At 70.6% G+C, this 14,496-nt stretch carries 13 protein-coding genes; 9 read left to right on the top strand and 4 right to left on the bottom strand.

Annotated elements, in window-relative coordinates:
- The 6 genes from IEZ13_RS06965 to IEZ13_RS06940 all read left to right on the top strand — a co-directional run.
- On the top strand, positions 1 to 114 hold a 114-nt coding region (locus IEZ13_RS06965), incomplete at its 5' end, for an L-serine ammonia-lyase, iron-sulfur-dependent, subunit alpha (protein ID WP_189285730.1).
- Positions 115 to 194: 80 nt separating this feature from the next.
- Positions 195 to 1,640: a glycoside hydrolase family 43 protein gene (locus IEZ13_RS06960; protein WP_183217943.1), complete on the top strand. Its 1,446-nt coding sequence runs from the start codon at positions 195 to 197 to the stop codon at positions 1,638 to 1,640.
- A gap of 70 nt (positions 1,641 to 1,710) precedes the next feature.
- Entirely contained in the window at positions 1,711 to 2,052 is a 342-nt protein-coding gene (locus tag IEZ13_RS06955; RefSeq protein ID WP_183217941.1) for a PadR family transcriptional regulator, read from the top strand.
- Positions 2,052 to 2,489: an HAAS signaling domain-containing protein gene (locus IEZ13_RS06950; protein WP_183217939.1), complete on the top strand. Its 438-nt coding sequence runs from the start codon at positions 2,052 to 2,054 to the stop codon at positions 2,487 to 2,489. Before IEZ13_RS06955 ends, IEZ13_RS06950 begins: the two co-directional genes overlap by 1 nt.
- A gap of 103 nt (positions 2,490 to 2,592) precedes the next feature.
- Positions 2,593 to 3,756, top strand: coding sequence for a monooxygenase (locus tag IEZ13_RS06945; protein ID WP_183217937.1), 1,164 nt, complete (start codon positions 2,593 to 2,595; stop codon positions 3,754 to 3,756).
- A gap of 17 nt (positions 3,757 to 3,773) precedes the next feature.
- On the top strand, positions 3,774 to 4,730 hold the full coding sequence (locus tag IEZ13_RS06940; protein WP_183217935.1) for a TIGR03885 family FMN-dependent LLM class oxidoreductase: 957 nt from the start codon (positions 3,774 to 3,776) through the stop codon (positions 4,728 to 4,730).
- Between the two features lie 322 nt (positions 4,731 to 5,052).
- On the opposite strand, the gene IEZ13_RS06935 is transcribed toward IEZ13_RS06940, so the two are convergent.
- Complete coding sequence (locus IEZ13_RS06935) at positions 5,053 to 5,784, bottom strand: sulfite exporter TauE/SafE family protein (protein ID WP_183217933.1); 732 nt, start codon at positions 5,782 to 5,784, stop codon at positions 5,053 to 5,055.
- A gap of 93 nt (positions 5,785 to 5,877) precedes the next feature.
- On the opposite strand from IEZ13_RS06935, the gene IEZ13_RS06930 reads away from it, so the two are divergent.
- The 3 genes from IEZ13_RS06930 to IEZ13_RS06920 are packed head-to-tail and all read left to right on the top strand — an operon-like array spanning position 5,878 to position 8,418.
- Positions 5,878 to 6,855: an aldo/keto reductase gene (locus IEZ13_RS06930; protein WP_229794505.1), complete on the top strand. Its 978-nt coding sequence runs from the start codon at positions 5,878 to 5,880 to the stop codon at positions 6,853 to 6,855.
- 16 nt (positions 6,856 to 6,871) lie between these two features.
- Positions 6,872 to 7,699, top strand: coding sequence for a fumarylacetoacetate hydrolase family protein (locus tag IEZ13_RS06925; RefSeq protein WP_443611880.1), 828 nt, complete (start codon positions 6,872 to 6,874; stop codon positions 7,697 to 7,699).
- On the top strand, positions 7,696 to 8,418 hold the full coding sequence (locus IEZ13_RS06920) for an SDR family NAD(P)-dependent oxidoreductase (protein WP_183217930.1): 723 nt from the start codon (positions 7,696 to 7,698) through the stop codon (positions 8,416 to 8,418). Before IEZ13_RS06925 ends, IEZ13_RS06920 begins: the two co-directional genes overlap by 4 nt.
- 37 nt (positions 8,419 to 8,455) lie before the next feature.
- On the opposite strand, the gene IEZ13_RS06915 is transcribed toward IEZ13_RS06920, so the two are convergent.
- The 3 genes from IEZ13_RS06915 to IEZ13_RS06905 all read right to left on the bottom strand — a co-directional run bounded on the left by IEZ13_RS06915 (position 8,456) and on the right by IEZ13_RS06905 (position 14,381).
- The gene (locus tag IEZ13_RS06915) at positions 8,456 to 10,909 is read right to left on the bottom strand and encodes a glycoside hydrolase family 94 protein (RefSeq protein WP_229794504.1); all 2,454 of its coding nucleotides are present in this window, start codon (positions 10,907 to 10,909) and stop codon (positions 8,456 to 8,458) included.
- A 312-nt stretch (positions 10,910 to 11,221) separates the two neighbouring features.
- Positions 11,222 to 11,416, bottom strand: coding sequence for a hypothetical protein (locus IEZ13_RS06910; protein WP_183217928.1), 195 nt, complete (start codon positions 11,414 to 11,416; stop codon positions 11,222 to 11,224).
- Positions 11,417 to 11,570: 154 nt separating this feature from the next.
- Positions 11,571 to 14,381 (bottom strand): AbfB domain-containing protein, encoded by a 2,811-nt coding sequence (locus IEZ13_RS06905; protein WP_183217925.1) that lies wholly within the window; start codon positions 14,379 to 14,381, stop codon positions 11,571 to 11,573.
- Positions 14,382 to 14,496 lie beyond the last annotated feature (115 nt).

Here is a 14,496-nt window from a genome sequence, read left to right as displayed (position 1 = left end):
CACGTCTCCCTCGACAAGGTCATCAAGACCATGAAGGAGACCGGCGCCGACATGAAGGACAAGTACAAGGAGACGGCCCGGGGCGGACTGGCCGTCAACGTCACCGAGTGCTGACTTCTTGACAATGAAGTTACGGGCATCAACACTTCGAAACATTCCCCCGTAGCGTTAGCGCTAACATTTTCGGAGATCTGATGCCCAGAGTCCTCACCCGCATCAGCACGTTCCTCGCCACCCTCGTCCTCCTCCTCGCCGGCCTGGCCGCTCCCGCCAGCGCCCTCGACCCGTTCACCGGCTACCTGATGGCCCACTTCATCGGGGAGTCCAGCCAGGGCGAGCAGATCTACCTGGCACACAGCAAAGACGGTCGCAACTGGACCGACCTCAACGGCGGCGGCCCGGTGCTGCTCTCCACGGTCGGCACCAAGGGCGTCCGCGACCCCGCGATCGTCCGCTCCCCCAACGGCGACAAGTACTGGATCATCGCCACCGACCTGCGCATCGCCAGCGGCACCTCCTGGGGTGACGCGTCCAGCAAGGGCAGCAAGAACCTGGTCGTCTGGGAGTCCACCGACCTGGTCAACTGGTCGGTGCCGCGACTGATCAACGTGGCCGGCGGCATCTCCGGCGCCGGTGACGCGTGGGCGCCGGAGGCCATCTGGAACCCGGCCACCAACGACTACGTCATCTACTGGGCCACCAACTCACTGCTCAACGGTGTGACCAAGCACCGGATCTGGTACGTGCGGACCAGCGACTTCCGGACCGTCACGGCCCCGCAGCTCTACATCGACCGGGGCACCGGCCAGGGCATCATCGACACCCAGATCATCGAGGTGGCGAACAGCCTGGGCGGCTACCGCTACTACCGGGCCTCGGCCGACGGACAGATCACCGTCGAGGGCAGCAACACGATCCTGGGCGCCTGGACGAAGATCGGCGACCTCCAGCACCTCGGCATCTCCAACGGCGCCACCGGCGGCAACGTGGTCGAAGGCCCGATGTGGGCGCAGACCAACGGCGCCAATGAGTGGCACCTGTGGGTCGACCAGTACGCGACCGGCCGCGGGTACATGCCGGTGCGCTCCACCAACCTGGGCAGCACCGCGAACTTCGCCACCCGTACCGACTACAGCCTGGGCACCACCAAGAAGCGGCACGGCTCGATCCTGAACCTGACCGCCGCCGAGGAGTCCCGGGTGCTGGCCAAGTGGGGCAGCGGCACGACGACCCTGAAGCGGATCCAGTCGTACAACAACCAGACCCGGTACGTGCGGCACTCCAACTTCGACGTACGGATCGACGCCAACGTGAGCCCGCTCCTGGACTCGCAGTTCCGGATCGTGCCGGGCCTGGCGAACAGCTCCGGTCACGTCTCCTTCGAGTCGGTCAACTACCCCGGCTACTACCTGCGGCACTACGGCTACGACGGGCAGCTCGCCGCGAACGACGGCACCACCACGTTCGCCGCGGACGCGACGTTCAAGCAGGTGGCCGGGCTGGCGGACAGCACCTGGTCGTCGTTCCAGTCGTACAACTACCCGACCCGCTACCTGCGCCACTACAACTATCTGCTGAGGGTCGACCCGATCAGCACCACCACCGAGAAGGCCGACGCCACGTTCCGCATCACCAGCTGATTTCGAAAGGGGGCCGCCCGGCCCCCTTTCTCTCTGGCACTTACCTTGCGGTGCAAGGTACCTTGTCTGCATGAGCGATGACGCGGCGCTGACCACAGCCCTGCGCCGGGGCACCATTGAGTACTGCGTGCTCGCCCTCCTCGACAAGCGCGAGCTCTACGGCGTCGAGTTGGTGCAGCACCTCAGTGGGGCCCTCGGCATGTCCACCAGCGAGGGGACGATGTATCCCCTGTTGTCCCGCCTGCGGCGCAACGGGAGGATCGCGACCACCTGGCGCGAGGCGCCCGCCGGGCCGCCCCGGCGCTACTACACCCTCACATCGGACGGCGAGGCGGCTCTCACCCACTTCCGCACCGAGTGGGTCGCCTTCCGCAGCGGCGTCGACCGCATCCTGGGAACGGAGAGCAAGTGATGACCCAGACCGACCAGTTGGTCGCCGATTACCTGGCCCGGGTCGGGCGGGCCGCGGCCGGCCTGCCCGCCGGGCGGCGCGAGGAGCTGCTCGCCGACCTGCGCGAGCACATCGACATCGCGCGGGCCGAGTCCGGGGCGGAGACCGAGGCCGAGATCCGTACGATCCTGGACCGCCTCGGCGACCCGGAGAGCATCGTGGCGGCCGCCGACACCCAGACCGACCTGCCCCGGGTGCCCGCCGCCCCGCTGCCGCCGTACCAGGCCGCTCCCCCGCGCCGGTTCCCGTGGCTGGTCCTGACCATCGTGGCGGCGGTGATCGGCACCGTGATCCTGTTCTGCGGTTTCGTCATGTTCGCGGTCCGGTCCGACGGCGGGGTGGAACAGGCACCGGTGTACCCGGCACCCACCTCAGTCGAGGTCTCGACCGGACCCTGATGATCGATTCGTGGGTATCCTCCGGGTTCCCACGGATATGCGAGACCTGCTGACGCTTGGAAGGATTGGGCGCATCTCGTCGCCTGGCCGAGGGAGGCCCGCAATGAGGTTCGCCCGTCCCGCCGTCGTCACCGCGCTCGCCGGTGTGCTGCTGCTCGCCGCGTGCGGCTCCGAGCCCGAGCCGGTGGCGGCGCCACCGTCGGCCGCCCCGCACACCGGGCACAGCACCGGTTCGGCGCCGCCGCCCACCCCGCTGCGGGAGGGCGAGCGGTTCGTCGAGGTGGGCCTGACCCAACCGTATTCTCCGGCCGCGCCGAACGGTGGCACCGACGAGTACCGGTGCTTCCTCGTCGACCCGGGGCTGACCGAGCCGGCGTACCTGACCGGCAGCCGGTTCCTGCCGCAGAACGCGGCGATCGTGCACCACGCGATCTTCTACCGGCTCAACCCGGAGCAGGCCAAGGCCGCCGCGTCGGTGGACGCCGAGGCGCCCGGCGAAGGCTGGACCTGCTTCGGCGACAGCGGGGTGCAGGGCGAGACCGCCTGGGTGGCGCACTGGGCGCCGGGCGCCGGCGAGACCCTGATGCCGGACGGCTTCGGCTTCGAGATGCCGCCCGGCAGCAAGCTCGTCATGCAGATCCATTACAACCTGCTGGGCGCCGGCGACGGCGGGCCGGGATCCGACACGTCCGGCATGCAGATGCGCCTGTCGGCCGCCGGCGCGAACCTGAAGCCGCTGGCCACCGGCCTGGTCATGGCGCCGATCGAACTGCCCTGCGAGCCCGGCGGCACCGGCCCGCTGTGCGACCGGGAGGCCGCGATCGCCGACGTCGCCAAGCGGTTCGGGCCGGAGTCCGCCGAGACGGTGCACCAGCTCGATCAGTGGTGCAACCAGGGCGGCGCGCCGAAGCCCGGCACCACCCAGAGCTGTGACCAGCCGATCGAGCAGGGCGGCACGGTGTACATGGCGGCCGGGCACATGCATCTGCTGGGCCGGTCGATCAAAATCGAGCTGAACCCGGGAACGGCCAGGGCCCAGACGGTCCTCGACGTGCCACAGTACAACTTCGACAACCAGGCGCTCGTACCGCTGAAAAAGCCCTTGCAGATCGCCAAGGGTGACGTGGTCCGGGTGACCTGCACCCACGACGCCACGCTGCGCAAGCAGCTGCCGCAGTTGAAGACGCTGCCCTCCCGGTACGTGGTGTGGGGCGAGGGCACCAGCGACGAGATGTGCCTGGGAATCCTGGTCGTCGCGCCGGAATAGTGGGTACCGGTACTCCCATGACGGAGTACGGCATCCACGCCTCACACGAGCAGATCCCGCCCGGCGCGCTTCTGGAGGCGGTCGTCGCCGCCGAACGCGCCGGGTTCGCCGCCGCGATGTGTTCCGACCACTTCTCGCCGTGGAGCGCCCGCCAGGGCCAGTCCGGTTTCGCCTGGTCCTGGCTGGGCGCCGCGCTCCAGGCCACCAACCTGTCGTTCGGGGTGGTGACCGCGCCCGGCCAGCGCTACCACCCGGCGATCGTCGCGCAGGCGATCGGCACCCTGGGCAGCATGTTCCCCGGCCGGTTCTGGGCGGCGCTGGGCAGCGGCGAGTTCAGCAACGAGCACATCACCGGCGGCCGGTGGCCGCGCAAGGAGGTCCGCAACGCCCGGCTGCGCGAGTGCGCCGACGTCATCCGCGACCTGCTCGGCGGTGCGGAGGTGTCCCGGGACGGGCTGGTCACCGTCGACCGGGCGCGACTGTGGACCCGCCCGGAGACGCCGCCGCCCCTGATCGGCGCGGCGGTCAGCGTGGCGACCGCCCGCTGGTGCGCGGAGTGGGCCGACGGGCTGGTCACGGTCAACGCCCCGGAGCCGCGCCTCCGCGAGATCATCGCGGCGTACCGGACGGCCGGCGGGCGCGGCCCGCTCTGTCTCCAGGTGCACCTGAGCTGGGCGCCGACCGAGGCGGAGGCCGAGGCGATCGCCCTCGACCAGTGGCGGAGCAACTGTTTCGACCCGCCGGTCTGCTGGGATCTGGCCACCGCCGAGGAGTTCGACGTGGTCTCCGAGCACGTGACCGTCGACCAGGTGGCGCGGGTCGTGAACATCTCCGCCGACCTGGACCGGCACACCGAACTGCTGCGCGGGTACGCCGATCTCGGGTTCGACCGGATCTACCTGCACCACGTGGGCCAGGACCTGATGCCGTTCATCGAGACGTTCGGCGCCAAGGTGCTGCCCGGCCTCCGCTAGAGGTCTCTGGTGGTCGAGGTCACGGTGCGGCTCACCAGGCTCCCGGCTGCCCACTCCCGGCCGTCACGCCGGCGATTTCGTGGTCGCCTCCAGGGCCTACAGCGGTGGTGGCCGCGCACGTGGCGACCTGCGTGTGCGCCCACCGCGGCTTCGACAACCCGAACGTGTGCACCCACTCGCCACCGATCTACGCCCGGCGGGGCGGCACAGGCGGGAGCGGGCAGCAAGCGCGCCGACCGGACGGGACGGAGGGCTGTGGCGGGACGACGTCACGCGTACCGGAAAAGAAGCGGAAGCGAAACGCGCACCTCCACCACCGATGTCAGGCCGTCGCGGCCCGGGCCAGAGTGATCAACGATGCCACGCACAGCGCGGCCAGCACCACCCGGCGGAACAGGACCGGGTCGGTGAGCCGGGCGAAGAGCCGGTCACCGGCCCACCAGCCGCCCACGACCGCGGGCAGCCCGGCCAGCGCGATGACGCCGGCCCGGGTGGTGAACTGGCCGGCCAGCACGAACCCGGCGACGCCGAGCGGGCCGACCACCATGAAGATGGCGGCGAGGGTGGCCCGGAACTGCCGGGGCGGCAGGCCCATGGCGCTGAACGCGGCGGCCATCGGCGGGCCGTTGACGCCGGTCGCCGTGGTCAGCAGGCCGGAGACGAACCCGGAGGTCAGCATGGCGGCCCGGCCGCCGCGGATCCGCAGGCCACGCCAGATGGCGGCGGCGCCGGCGAGCACGCAGAACGCGATCAGGACGGTCAGCGACCGGGCCGGGAGAACGGTGAGCAGCAGCAGCCCGAACGGCAGCCCGGCCAGGCCGGCGGCGAGCACGGTGCGGGCCGTCCGCCACCGTACCGCGCCGTGGTCACGGGCCACCGCGACCGCGTTGATGAGGCAGGCCAGCACGGACGAGCCGACGACCGCGTCCACCGGTCCGGCCACCAGTCCCAGGAGGGGAACCGCCAGCAGGGAGAAGCCGAAACCGGTGGCCGCCTGTGCCAGGGCGGCCGCGGCGAGGATGCCGGCCGCCCCCAAGATCATCGAACTGTTCACAGATGATGACTCTATGTCGGTGTTTGACTACCGCATCGACAAGCATTAAACAGTTCGGTAGATCCCGTCGGATCTATGAGAGGACCCCGTTCCGTGGATCCGTTCGCGAGGGTGTCGCTGGGCGGCACCGATGTCACCGTCACCCGGCTCGGAATGGGGCTGGCGCCGATCGGTGGCCTGTATTCGGCGGTCGGCGACCGGACCGCGGTGGCCGCCGTCGACGAGGCCTGGAAGCGTGGGGTGCGCTTCTTCGACACCGCCCCGCTGTACGGCGCGGGCCTCTCCGAACGGCGGGCCGGCACCGCCCTGCGGGAGCGCCCGCGCGATGGCTACACGCTCGCCACCAAGGTCGGCCGCCGTCTGGCGCCCGGCCGCCCGGATCCGGCCGACATCTGGGCCGAGGCCGACCAGACCGTGCTGACCTGGGACTTCTCCGCCAACGGGGTGTATTCGTCGTTGCACGAGAGCCGGGAACGCCTGGGCGTGGACCGGATCGACGTGCTGCATCTGCACGATCCGGACGACCATTTCGAGGCGGCCGCCGGCGAGGCGCTGCCGGCCCTGGTGCGGCTGCGGCGGGAGGGCGTGATCGGGGCGGTGTCCGCCGGGATGAACCGGTCGGCGATGCTCACCGCGTTCGCCCGGACCGGCCAGTTCGACTGCTTCCTGCTGGCCGGGCGCTATTCGCTGCTGGACCAGTCCGGGCTGGCCGACCTGCTGCCGGAGTGCGAGCGGCGCGGCGTCTCGGTGATCGTCGGCGGTGTCTACAACTCGGGTGTGCTGGCCGATCCGGTGCCCGGCGCCACCTACGACTACCGGCCCGCCGCGCCCAACGTGATCGCCCGCGCGCAGGCCATGGAGCGACTCTGCGACCGGTACGACGTGCCCCTGCGCGCCGCGGCCCTGCAGTTCCCGCTCGGCCACCCGGCGGTCGCGTCGGTGCTGGTCGGCATGCGCTCGCCGGAGGAGGCCGCGGACGCCGCGGCGATGGCGTCGGTGAAGATCCCCGGCGGCCTCTGGCGTGACCTGGTCGCCGCGTGGTTGCTCGACCCCGAGGTGCCGGTGCCGTGAACCGACGATGGGAGCTGTGTTGAGATACCTGCGGGTGGGCCCACCCGGCGCGGAACGCCCGATCCTGTCCTCTGGGGGAGCGCTTTACGACCTGTCCTCGGTGACCGCCGACATCGACGCGCCGTTCCTGGCGTCCGGCGGTTACCAGGGCGATCCGGCCGCGCTGCCCCCGGCCTACGTGGACGGTGGACGGGTCGGCCCACCGATCGCCCGGCCGGGAGTGATCCTCTGTGTCGGGCAGAACTACGCGGCCCACGCGGCCGAGTCGGGCGCCGCGCCGCCGGATGAGCCGATCATCTTCTACAAGGCGCCGAACACGGTGGCCGGGCCGGAGGACGACATCCTGCTGCCGCCGGGGTCCACGCGGACCGACTGGGAGGTCGAGCTGGGCGTGGTGATCGGCCGGACGGCCCGCTATCTGGCCTCCCCGTCCGAGGCGATGGCCTGCGTGGCCGGGTACGTGGTGGTCAACGACGTGTCCGAACGCGAGTACCAGCTGGAGCGCTCCGGCGGGCAGTGGTCCAAGGGCAAGTCGTGCGAGACCTTCAACCCGCTCGGGCCGTGGCTCGTCACGCCGGACGAGCTGACCTTCCCGCTGCGGCTGCGGTCGTGGGTGAACGGCGAGCCCCGGCAGGACTCCAGCACCGCCGACATGATCTTCGACGTCGGGTTCCTGATCTGGCACCTGTCCCAGTTCACCGTCCTCGAACCGGGGGATCTGATCAACACCGGAACGCCGCAGGGGGTGGCCCTGTCCGGGCGGTTCCCGTACCTGCGACCGGGTGACGTGGTGGAGACCGAGATCGACGGGCTGGGCCGACAACGCAGCGGGGTGAAAGGGTGAACGGCCTGGTCGCCGTCGTCACCGGCGGCGGCTCCGGGATCGGGGCGGCCTGCGTGCGGCGGTTCGCCGAGGCCGGCGCGAAGGTCGGCGCCGTCGACCTGACCCCCGGGCCGGGCATCGTGACGGCCGACGTCCGCGACGGAGCCTCCCTGGAGGCGGCGATGGCCGAGATCGCCGCCGTCCACGGGGGCATCGACATCCTGGTCAACAGCGCCGGGATCAGCTCGGTCGGGCCGGTCGAGGGCAACGGCGACGACGAGTGGGCGCGGGTGCTGGACGTCAACGTGACCGGGGTGGCGCGGGCCAGCCGGGCCGCGCTGCCGTACCTGCGGCGCAGCCGGCACGCGGTGATCGTCAACCTGTCGTCGATCGCCGCCACCGCGGGGCTGGTGCAGCGGGCCCTCTACTCGGCGTCCAAGGGCGCGGTGCACGCGCTCACCCTGGCGATGGCCGCCGACCTGGTGGGCGAGGGGATCCGGGTGTGCTGCGTCGCGCCGGGCACGGTGGACACGCCGTGGGTGGGGCGGCTGCTCGCGCGTACCGATGATCCGGAGGGTGAGAAGGCGCGGCTGGCCGCCCGGCAGCCGACCGGGCGGCTGGTCACCGCGGACGAGGTGGCCGACGCGATCCTCTACCTGGCGGGCCCGGCGGCCGGCGCGACCACCGGGATGTCCCTGGCGGTCGACGGCGGCATGTCCGGCCTGCGACTGCCCCGCTGAGGGTTCGGCCGGCGGTGCGCCGGCCGAACCCCGTCACTCATGCGGTGGCGATCGCCTCGACCCTGACCACGGCGCCCGGCGCGGCCGGCGGGATCAGGTTGCCCTCGACCCGCTCGCCGTCGACCAGCAGGTGGGTGACCCGGCCGGTCCCCCGCACGCTGATCTCGTAGGTGGCGCCGCGGAACGATCGAACCGCTTCGAAGCCGGGCCATCCACCGGGCAGCACCGGGTCGATCCGCAGGCCGCCGAAGTCCGGCCGGATGCCCAGGATCCACTGGGTGATGGCCACGAAGTTCCACGCCGCGGTGCCGGTCAGCCAGGAGTTCTTGGCCTCGCCGTGGGTCGGCGCGTCCTTACCGGCGATCATCTGGGCGTAGATGTACGGCTCACAGCGGTGCACCTCGCTGATCGCCTCCCGGGCCGACGGGTTGAGCCGCCGGTAGTAGTCGAACGCCCGGTCCCCGTTGCCGACCATCGTCTCGGCGATCATGATCCACGGGTTGGTGTGGCAGAAGATGCCGGCGTTCTCCTTGTAGCCCGGCGGGTACGAGGAGATCTCCCCCAGCTCGATCCGGTACCCCGAGTAGGCCGGCTGCTGGAGCACGATGCCGTGCGGGGTGGCCAGCCGCTCGGCCACACTGTCCAGTGCCCGCGCCGCCAGCCCGTCCTCCAGGCCGACCCCGCCGAGCACGCACATGCCCTGCGGCTCGATGAAGATCTGCCCCTCGTCGTTCTCGCCGGAGCCGATCACGTTGCCGTAGAAGTCGTACGCCCGCCGGAACCAGGCCCCGTCCCACCCGTGCTCGGTGACCGTGCCGGCCATCTTCTCGGCCGCCGCCCGGTAGACGACCTCCTCGCCGTCCTGCCCGCGCAGCGCCGCGATCCCGGCCAGTTCCTTGGCCGCCAGCACGAACAGCCCGGCGATGAACACCGACTCGGCGACCCCGCCGGACGCGTTCTCGGTCGTCTGGAACGGCTCGCCCGGGGTGTCCGAGAAGCAGTTCAGGTTGAGGCAGTCGTTCCAGTCGGCGCGGCCGATCAGCGGCAGCCCGTGCGGGCCGAGCCGGTCCAGGGTGTAGCGCAGCGACCGCCGCAGGTGCTCGTAGAGCGGGGCCTCGCTGCCGGGCTCGTTGTCGAACGGCACCGGCTCGTCGAGGAACGCCAGGTCGCCGGTCTCCTTCAGGTACGCCGCCACGCCCAGGATCAGCCACAGCGGGTCGTCGTTGAAGCCGTCGCCGATGTCGTTGTTCCCGCGCTTGGTCAGCGGCTGGTACTGGTGGTAGGCGCCGCCGTCCGCCTTCTGGGTGGCGGCGATGTCCAGGATCCGCTCCCGGGCCCGCTCCGGCAGGATGTGCACGAACCCGAGCAGGTCCTGGTTGGAGTCCCGGAAGCCCATGCCCCGGCCGATCCCCGACTCGTAACCCGACGCCGAGCGGCTCATGTTGAAGGTGACCAGGCACTGGTAGGCGTTCCAGATGTTGACCATGCGGTCGGTGTCGCCGTCCGGGGTGGTCACGCTCAGCCCACCGAGGAGCCCGTCCCAGTAGGCGCGCAGGTCCGCGTACCCCTTCTCGACGGTCTCGGAGCGCAACCAGCGCTCGATGACCGGCCGGACGCGGGTCTTGTTGACGGTCTGCGAGCCCGGCGGGTCGAACTTGTCGTCCTTCGGGTTCTCGGCGTAGCCGAGCACGAAGATCACCTCGCGGGTCTCGCCCGGCTCGAGCGCCAGCCGCACGTGGTGGCTGCCCACCGGCTGCCAGCCGTGCGCGATCGAGTCCTTCGCCGCGCCGGCCTCGACGACGGCCGGGCGGTCCCAGCCGCGGTATGCGCCGAGGAACGACTCACGCTGCGTGTCGAACCCGGCGAGCGGCTCCGAGCAGGCGAAATAGGCGAAGTGGTCGCGGCGTTCGCGGTACTCCGTCTTGTGGTAGATCACCTCGTCGACCACCTCGACCTGGCCGATCGAGTAGTTGCGCTGGAAGTTGGTGCTGTCGTCCTGGGCGTCCCAGAGACAGAACTCGATCGCCGAGAAGAGTGACACCTCGGCGCTCTCGGTCCGCTCGTTGGTGACCCGCACCCGCCAGACCTCGAGGGTCTCCCCCAGCGGCGCGAAGTACAGCGTCTCGGCACGGATCCCGTTCCGCGCCGAGCCGATCTTCGTGTAGGACAGCCCGTGCCGGCACTCGTATCCGTCCAGTTCCCGCTCCGGCGTCGGCTGCCAGGAGGGCGACCAGTAGTCGCCGGTCGCGTCGTCGCGCACGTACACGTACCGTCCGCCCACGTCGAGGGGCGCGTTGTTGTAGCGGTAGCGGGTCAGCCGCCGCAGTTTGGCGTCACGGTAGAAGGAGTAGCCACCCGCCGTGTTGGACACGATGCCGAAATACGCGTCCGTGCCGAGGTAATTGATCCACGGCAACGGCGTATCCGGCCTGTCGATGACGTACTCACGCTGCTCATCGTCGAAATACCCGTAGCGCAACAGGTCCTCCACCGTCGCCGTCGGTCCCGCCCGGCCCTCCGCCGGTCGGCATGGAAGCGCCTTGGGAGCGCTCCCATGAGCGTCCATTTTACCGCTCGGACACGCTCCTGGGACCAGCCCGAAAAGACTCTTGCGGTTCCGGTTTCCCCCGACCCGATGACCCGCGCAAACGCGACCTCGGCGACCCTCTCCCGCTTCCCTTTCCGGTACGGACGTGAGCACCCCGACCGCGGCCACACCTCCCGTGGCTGTCCGCCACCTGATCGCGGCGCACGGCCGCGGGGCCCGCTGCGGCGTGAGCGGAACTCACCCTCCGGTCAGTGATCAGTGGCGGTCGAGGATCGCCGCTTCGAGCCGCAGCCCGACCCCGATGATCACGAACAGTCCCGCGAACACCCACGGCCCGATCGACGGCCCGATACCGACCCACGCCTCCAGCAGAGCGATCAGCAGGCCCACGAACATCGTGGTGTTACCCACCATCCGAGCGACGTGGGCTCTCGCTCCCCGCGCGTCCATGCCCGGACCCTATGCGCGCGGCCACCACCCCGCCCGTCGAATCACCCGATCGGAAGGAAGCGGCCGGCCCTGAGAGCTGTCGCGACAGGCCGGAGACAGCACTCACGGCCAGCCGCAAAGGGGCGGCTGGCCGTGAGGGGTCGGGCGGGATCGGTTACGGGGTCCAGGGGTTGGCTACGGTCCAGGAGCTGTCGGCGGACAGGGTCATCGGGCGGTCGGAGCCGGTTCCGGCGCCGGAGGCGATCCAGACCTGGGCGTCGAAGTGGCGCAGGAAGCTGCCCGGGAAGTTGATCGACTCGAAGGTGACGCCGGCGCCACCCAGGCCGGGCCGGGCGCAGAAGGTGGCGTCACCGGCGAAGAGCGCCGACCCGTCGTTGGCGGCCAGGCGGATCCGGCTGGAGGCGTGGCGCAGGTACTGGCCGGGGAAGTTGACCGACTCGAAGGTGTAGCAGGACGGGTCGGCCAGCCCGCGGCGCAGCGTGAACGTGGCGTCCGCCTTGAGCAGGGCGGAGCTGCCGGCGGTCACCGGTTCGGTCCAGCCGAGGCTGTCGGCGTGCCGCAGGTAACGGTCGGTGAAGCCCCACGTGGTGACCTGGAGCGACCGCCGTACGTCGTAGGGCAGGAGCACCGAACTGCGCCACAGGGCCGGGTTCGAGACGTTCCAGGTGGCGTCGGCCGCGAACAGCGCCGACCCGTCGTTGGCGGCCAGGTAGACGGTGTCCGACTGGTGCCGCAGGTACGACCCGGGGTAGTTGAACGACTCGAACGACGTGCCACCGGCGGCCAGTCCGGGCCGGCCGCACCAGGTGGCGTCGGCGGCGAAGCTTCCACCGGTGTTCGCGTCGATCCGCACCCGCCCGGACGCGTGCCGCAGGTAGCGGCCCGGGAAGTTGACCGACTCGAACGAGTGGCAGCGCGGATCGGCGAGCCCCGCGACGGTCCGGAACGACGCGTCCTGCCGGGCGGAGTCCCCACTGATCACGTCGGTACGCGCGAGCGAGTCCGAGTGCCGCAGATACCGGTCGGTGTGCCCGGCCGTGGTGACCTGGAACGACCGCACGTGCCCGAGGGTGAGCGGGACCGCCGCGTTCTGGTTGCGGGACGCCCGGATCAGGTCGGTCAGCGCCGCCCGCACCTGTGCGGTGTCCACCTTCTGGATCTGCCGGTCGTAGGTGAGCAGCCCGTTGTACTCCCCCTCCACGTCGGTGATCTCGGTGTAGACGAACCCGGACAGCCCCTTGCCGGTCATCAGCCGCTGCGAGTCCCGGATCATGCCGGTGAACCGGTCGTTGAGGTGCGCCGCGCTGGACATCTGCTCGTACGCGAAGAATTGTCCGTTGGGGCTGTACTCGTGCCCCGGCGTGCGCAGCCCGAGCCCGCCGAACTCGCCGAGGATCGACACCCGGGTGGCGCTGGGCCGGGGCGCGTCCGGTCCGGTGTAGATGTGCCAGTCGATGATGTCGCCGGTGCCGGGGTCGCCCTTGGAGGCGCAGCAGTTGTAGCCGCTGTGCGGGTTCATGAGGCGGGTCGGGTCGTAGGCCTCCAGGTCACGGGTGACCCGCTGGGTGTCGGTGAGGTTCCACTCGCCCCACCCCTCGTTGAACGGCACGTAGGTGACCACGGCCGGCGAGAACCGGTGCTCGTCGATGATCTCCCGGGCCTCGGTCTCGAACTGGGCGATCTGCGCGGCCGTCCGGTTGGCGTCGAACGGCGGGGTGGACGGGATGTCCTGCCAGACGAGCAGGCCGAGGCGGTCGGCGTGGTAGTACCAGCGGGCCGGTTCCACCTTGATGTGCTTGCGGACCATGTTGAAGCCCAGGTCCTTGTGTTTCTGGAGGTCGAACTGGAGGGCCGCGTCGGTGGGGGCGGTGTAGAGACCGTCCGGCCAGTAGCCCTGGTCGAGGGTGCCGGCCTGGAAGACGAACTCGCCGTTGAGGGTGGGCCGCAGCACGCCGTTGACCAGCTTGGTGCCCACCTCACGCATGCCGAAGTAGCTGGTGACCTGGTCGACCGTGGTTCCCGCGCTGTTCCGCAGGGACACCCGCAGGTTGTAGAGGTACGGGTCGTCGGGCGACCAGCGGCGGGCGTTCGGCACCGGCACGGTGAAGTCGGTGAAGCCGCCGGTCGCGGTGCCGACCACGGTGGTTCCGGTCATCGATTCGGCGAGCACGCTGTGCCCCTGCACGTTTCCGCGCGCGAATACCCGTACCCGAACGGTGTTGTTGGTGATGTTGGGATAGATGTCGACCGAGTAGATCGACGAAACCGGGGTCGGCTCGAGCCAGACGGTCTGCCAGATGCCGGAGACGGGCGTGTAGAAGATGCCGCTCGGGTTGTTGGTCTGCTTGCCGATCGGCTGCTTCTCGCCACGCCCGTCGGTGGGGTCGTAGACGCGCACGACGATCTCGTTGGTACCGCCGTTGAGCTGCGGCGTGACGTCCACCTCGAACCGGTCGTAGCCGCCCTTGTGGGTGGCCACCTGGGTGCCGTTGACCCAGACGGTGGCCTCGTAGTCGACCGCGCCGAAGTGCAGCTGGACGCGGCGGCCGGCCCACCCGGCCGGGACGGTGAAGGTGCGCCGGTAGAACATCAGGTCACGGTTGTCGTTGCGCATGATCCCGGAGAGGGCGGACTCCACCGGGTACGGCACCAGGATCCGCTCCGGCAGGGTCTGCCCGATCGGCGGCGCGGCGTTGCGGTTGACGTTGCCGGCGCTGTCGGTCGCCGGGTTGAGGAACTGCCACTCCCCGTTCAGCGACTGCCAGTCGGGGCGGGTCATCTGGGGTCGCGGGTACTCCGGCAGCGGGTTGGTGGTGGACACCTGGCTGGTCCACGGCGTGCTGAGCGGCGGCGTCTTGGGGACGACGGCCGCGGCGGGCGCGGCGGTGGCCACGAGCACGCTCGCGCCCAGGGTCAGGGCGGCGAGGGCACGGGCCACGAGCGGCCGTACGACGGATCGGCGCATCGGACTTCCTCGGGAACGGGCACACCGAAGGCCCGGCGCACGACCGTCGGGTCGCGGGCCGGTCCGCGGCGCTGGAGACGGACGGGGACGGGCCGAACGAATATGAACCGGGAGA

Origin of the sequence: Actinoplanes campanulatus (genome assembly GCF_014647795.1) — a bacterium.
GTDB classification, from domain to species: domain Bacteria; phylum Actinomycetota; class Actinomycetes; order Mycobacteriales; family Micromonosporaceae; genus Actinoplanes; species Actinoplanes campanulatus.
Note: the sequence above shows the minus strand (reverse complement) of the source record. Positions and strands in the feature narration are given on the sequence as shown.

What these genes read in the sequence shown, in the direction of transcription:
- IEZ13_RS06950 (WP_183217939.1), top strand. Translation starts at nt 2,052, where the DNA reads ATGACCCAGACCGACCAGTTGGTCGCCGATTACCTGGCCCGGGTCGGG.
- IEZ13_RS06945 (WP_183217937.1), top strand. Translation starts at nt 2,593, where the DNA reads ATGAGGTTCGCCCGTCCCGCCGTCGTCACCGCGCTCGCCGGTGTGCTG.
- IEZ13_RS06940 (WP_183217935.1), top strand. Translation starts at nt 3,774, where the DNA reads ATGACGGAGTACGGCATCCACGCCTCACACGAGCAGATCCCGCCCGGC.
- IEZ13_RS06905 (WP_183217925.1), bottom strand. Translation starts at nt 14,381, where the DNA reads ATGCGCCGATCCGTCGTACGGCCGCTCGTGGCCCGTGCCCTCGCCGCC.
- IEZ13_RS06910 (WP_183217928.1), bottom strand. Translation starts at nt 11,416, where the DNA reads ATGGACGCGCGGGGAGCGAGAGCCCACGTCGCTCGGATGGTGGGTAAC.
- IEZ13_RS06955 (WP_183217941.1), top strand. Translation starts at nt 1,711, where the DNA reads ATGAGCGATGACGCGGCGCTGACCACAGCCCTGCGCCGGGGCACCATT.
- IEZ13_RS06960 (WP_183217943.1), top strand. Translation starts at nt 195, where the DNA reads ATGCCCAGAGTCCTCACCCGCATCAGCACGTTCCTCGCCACCCTCGTC.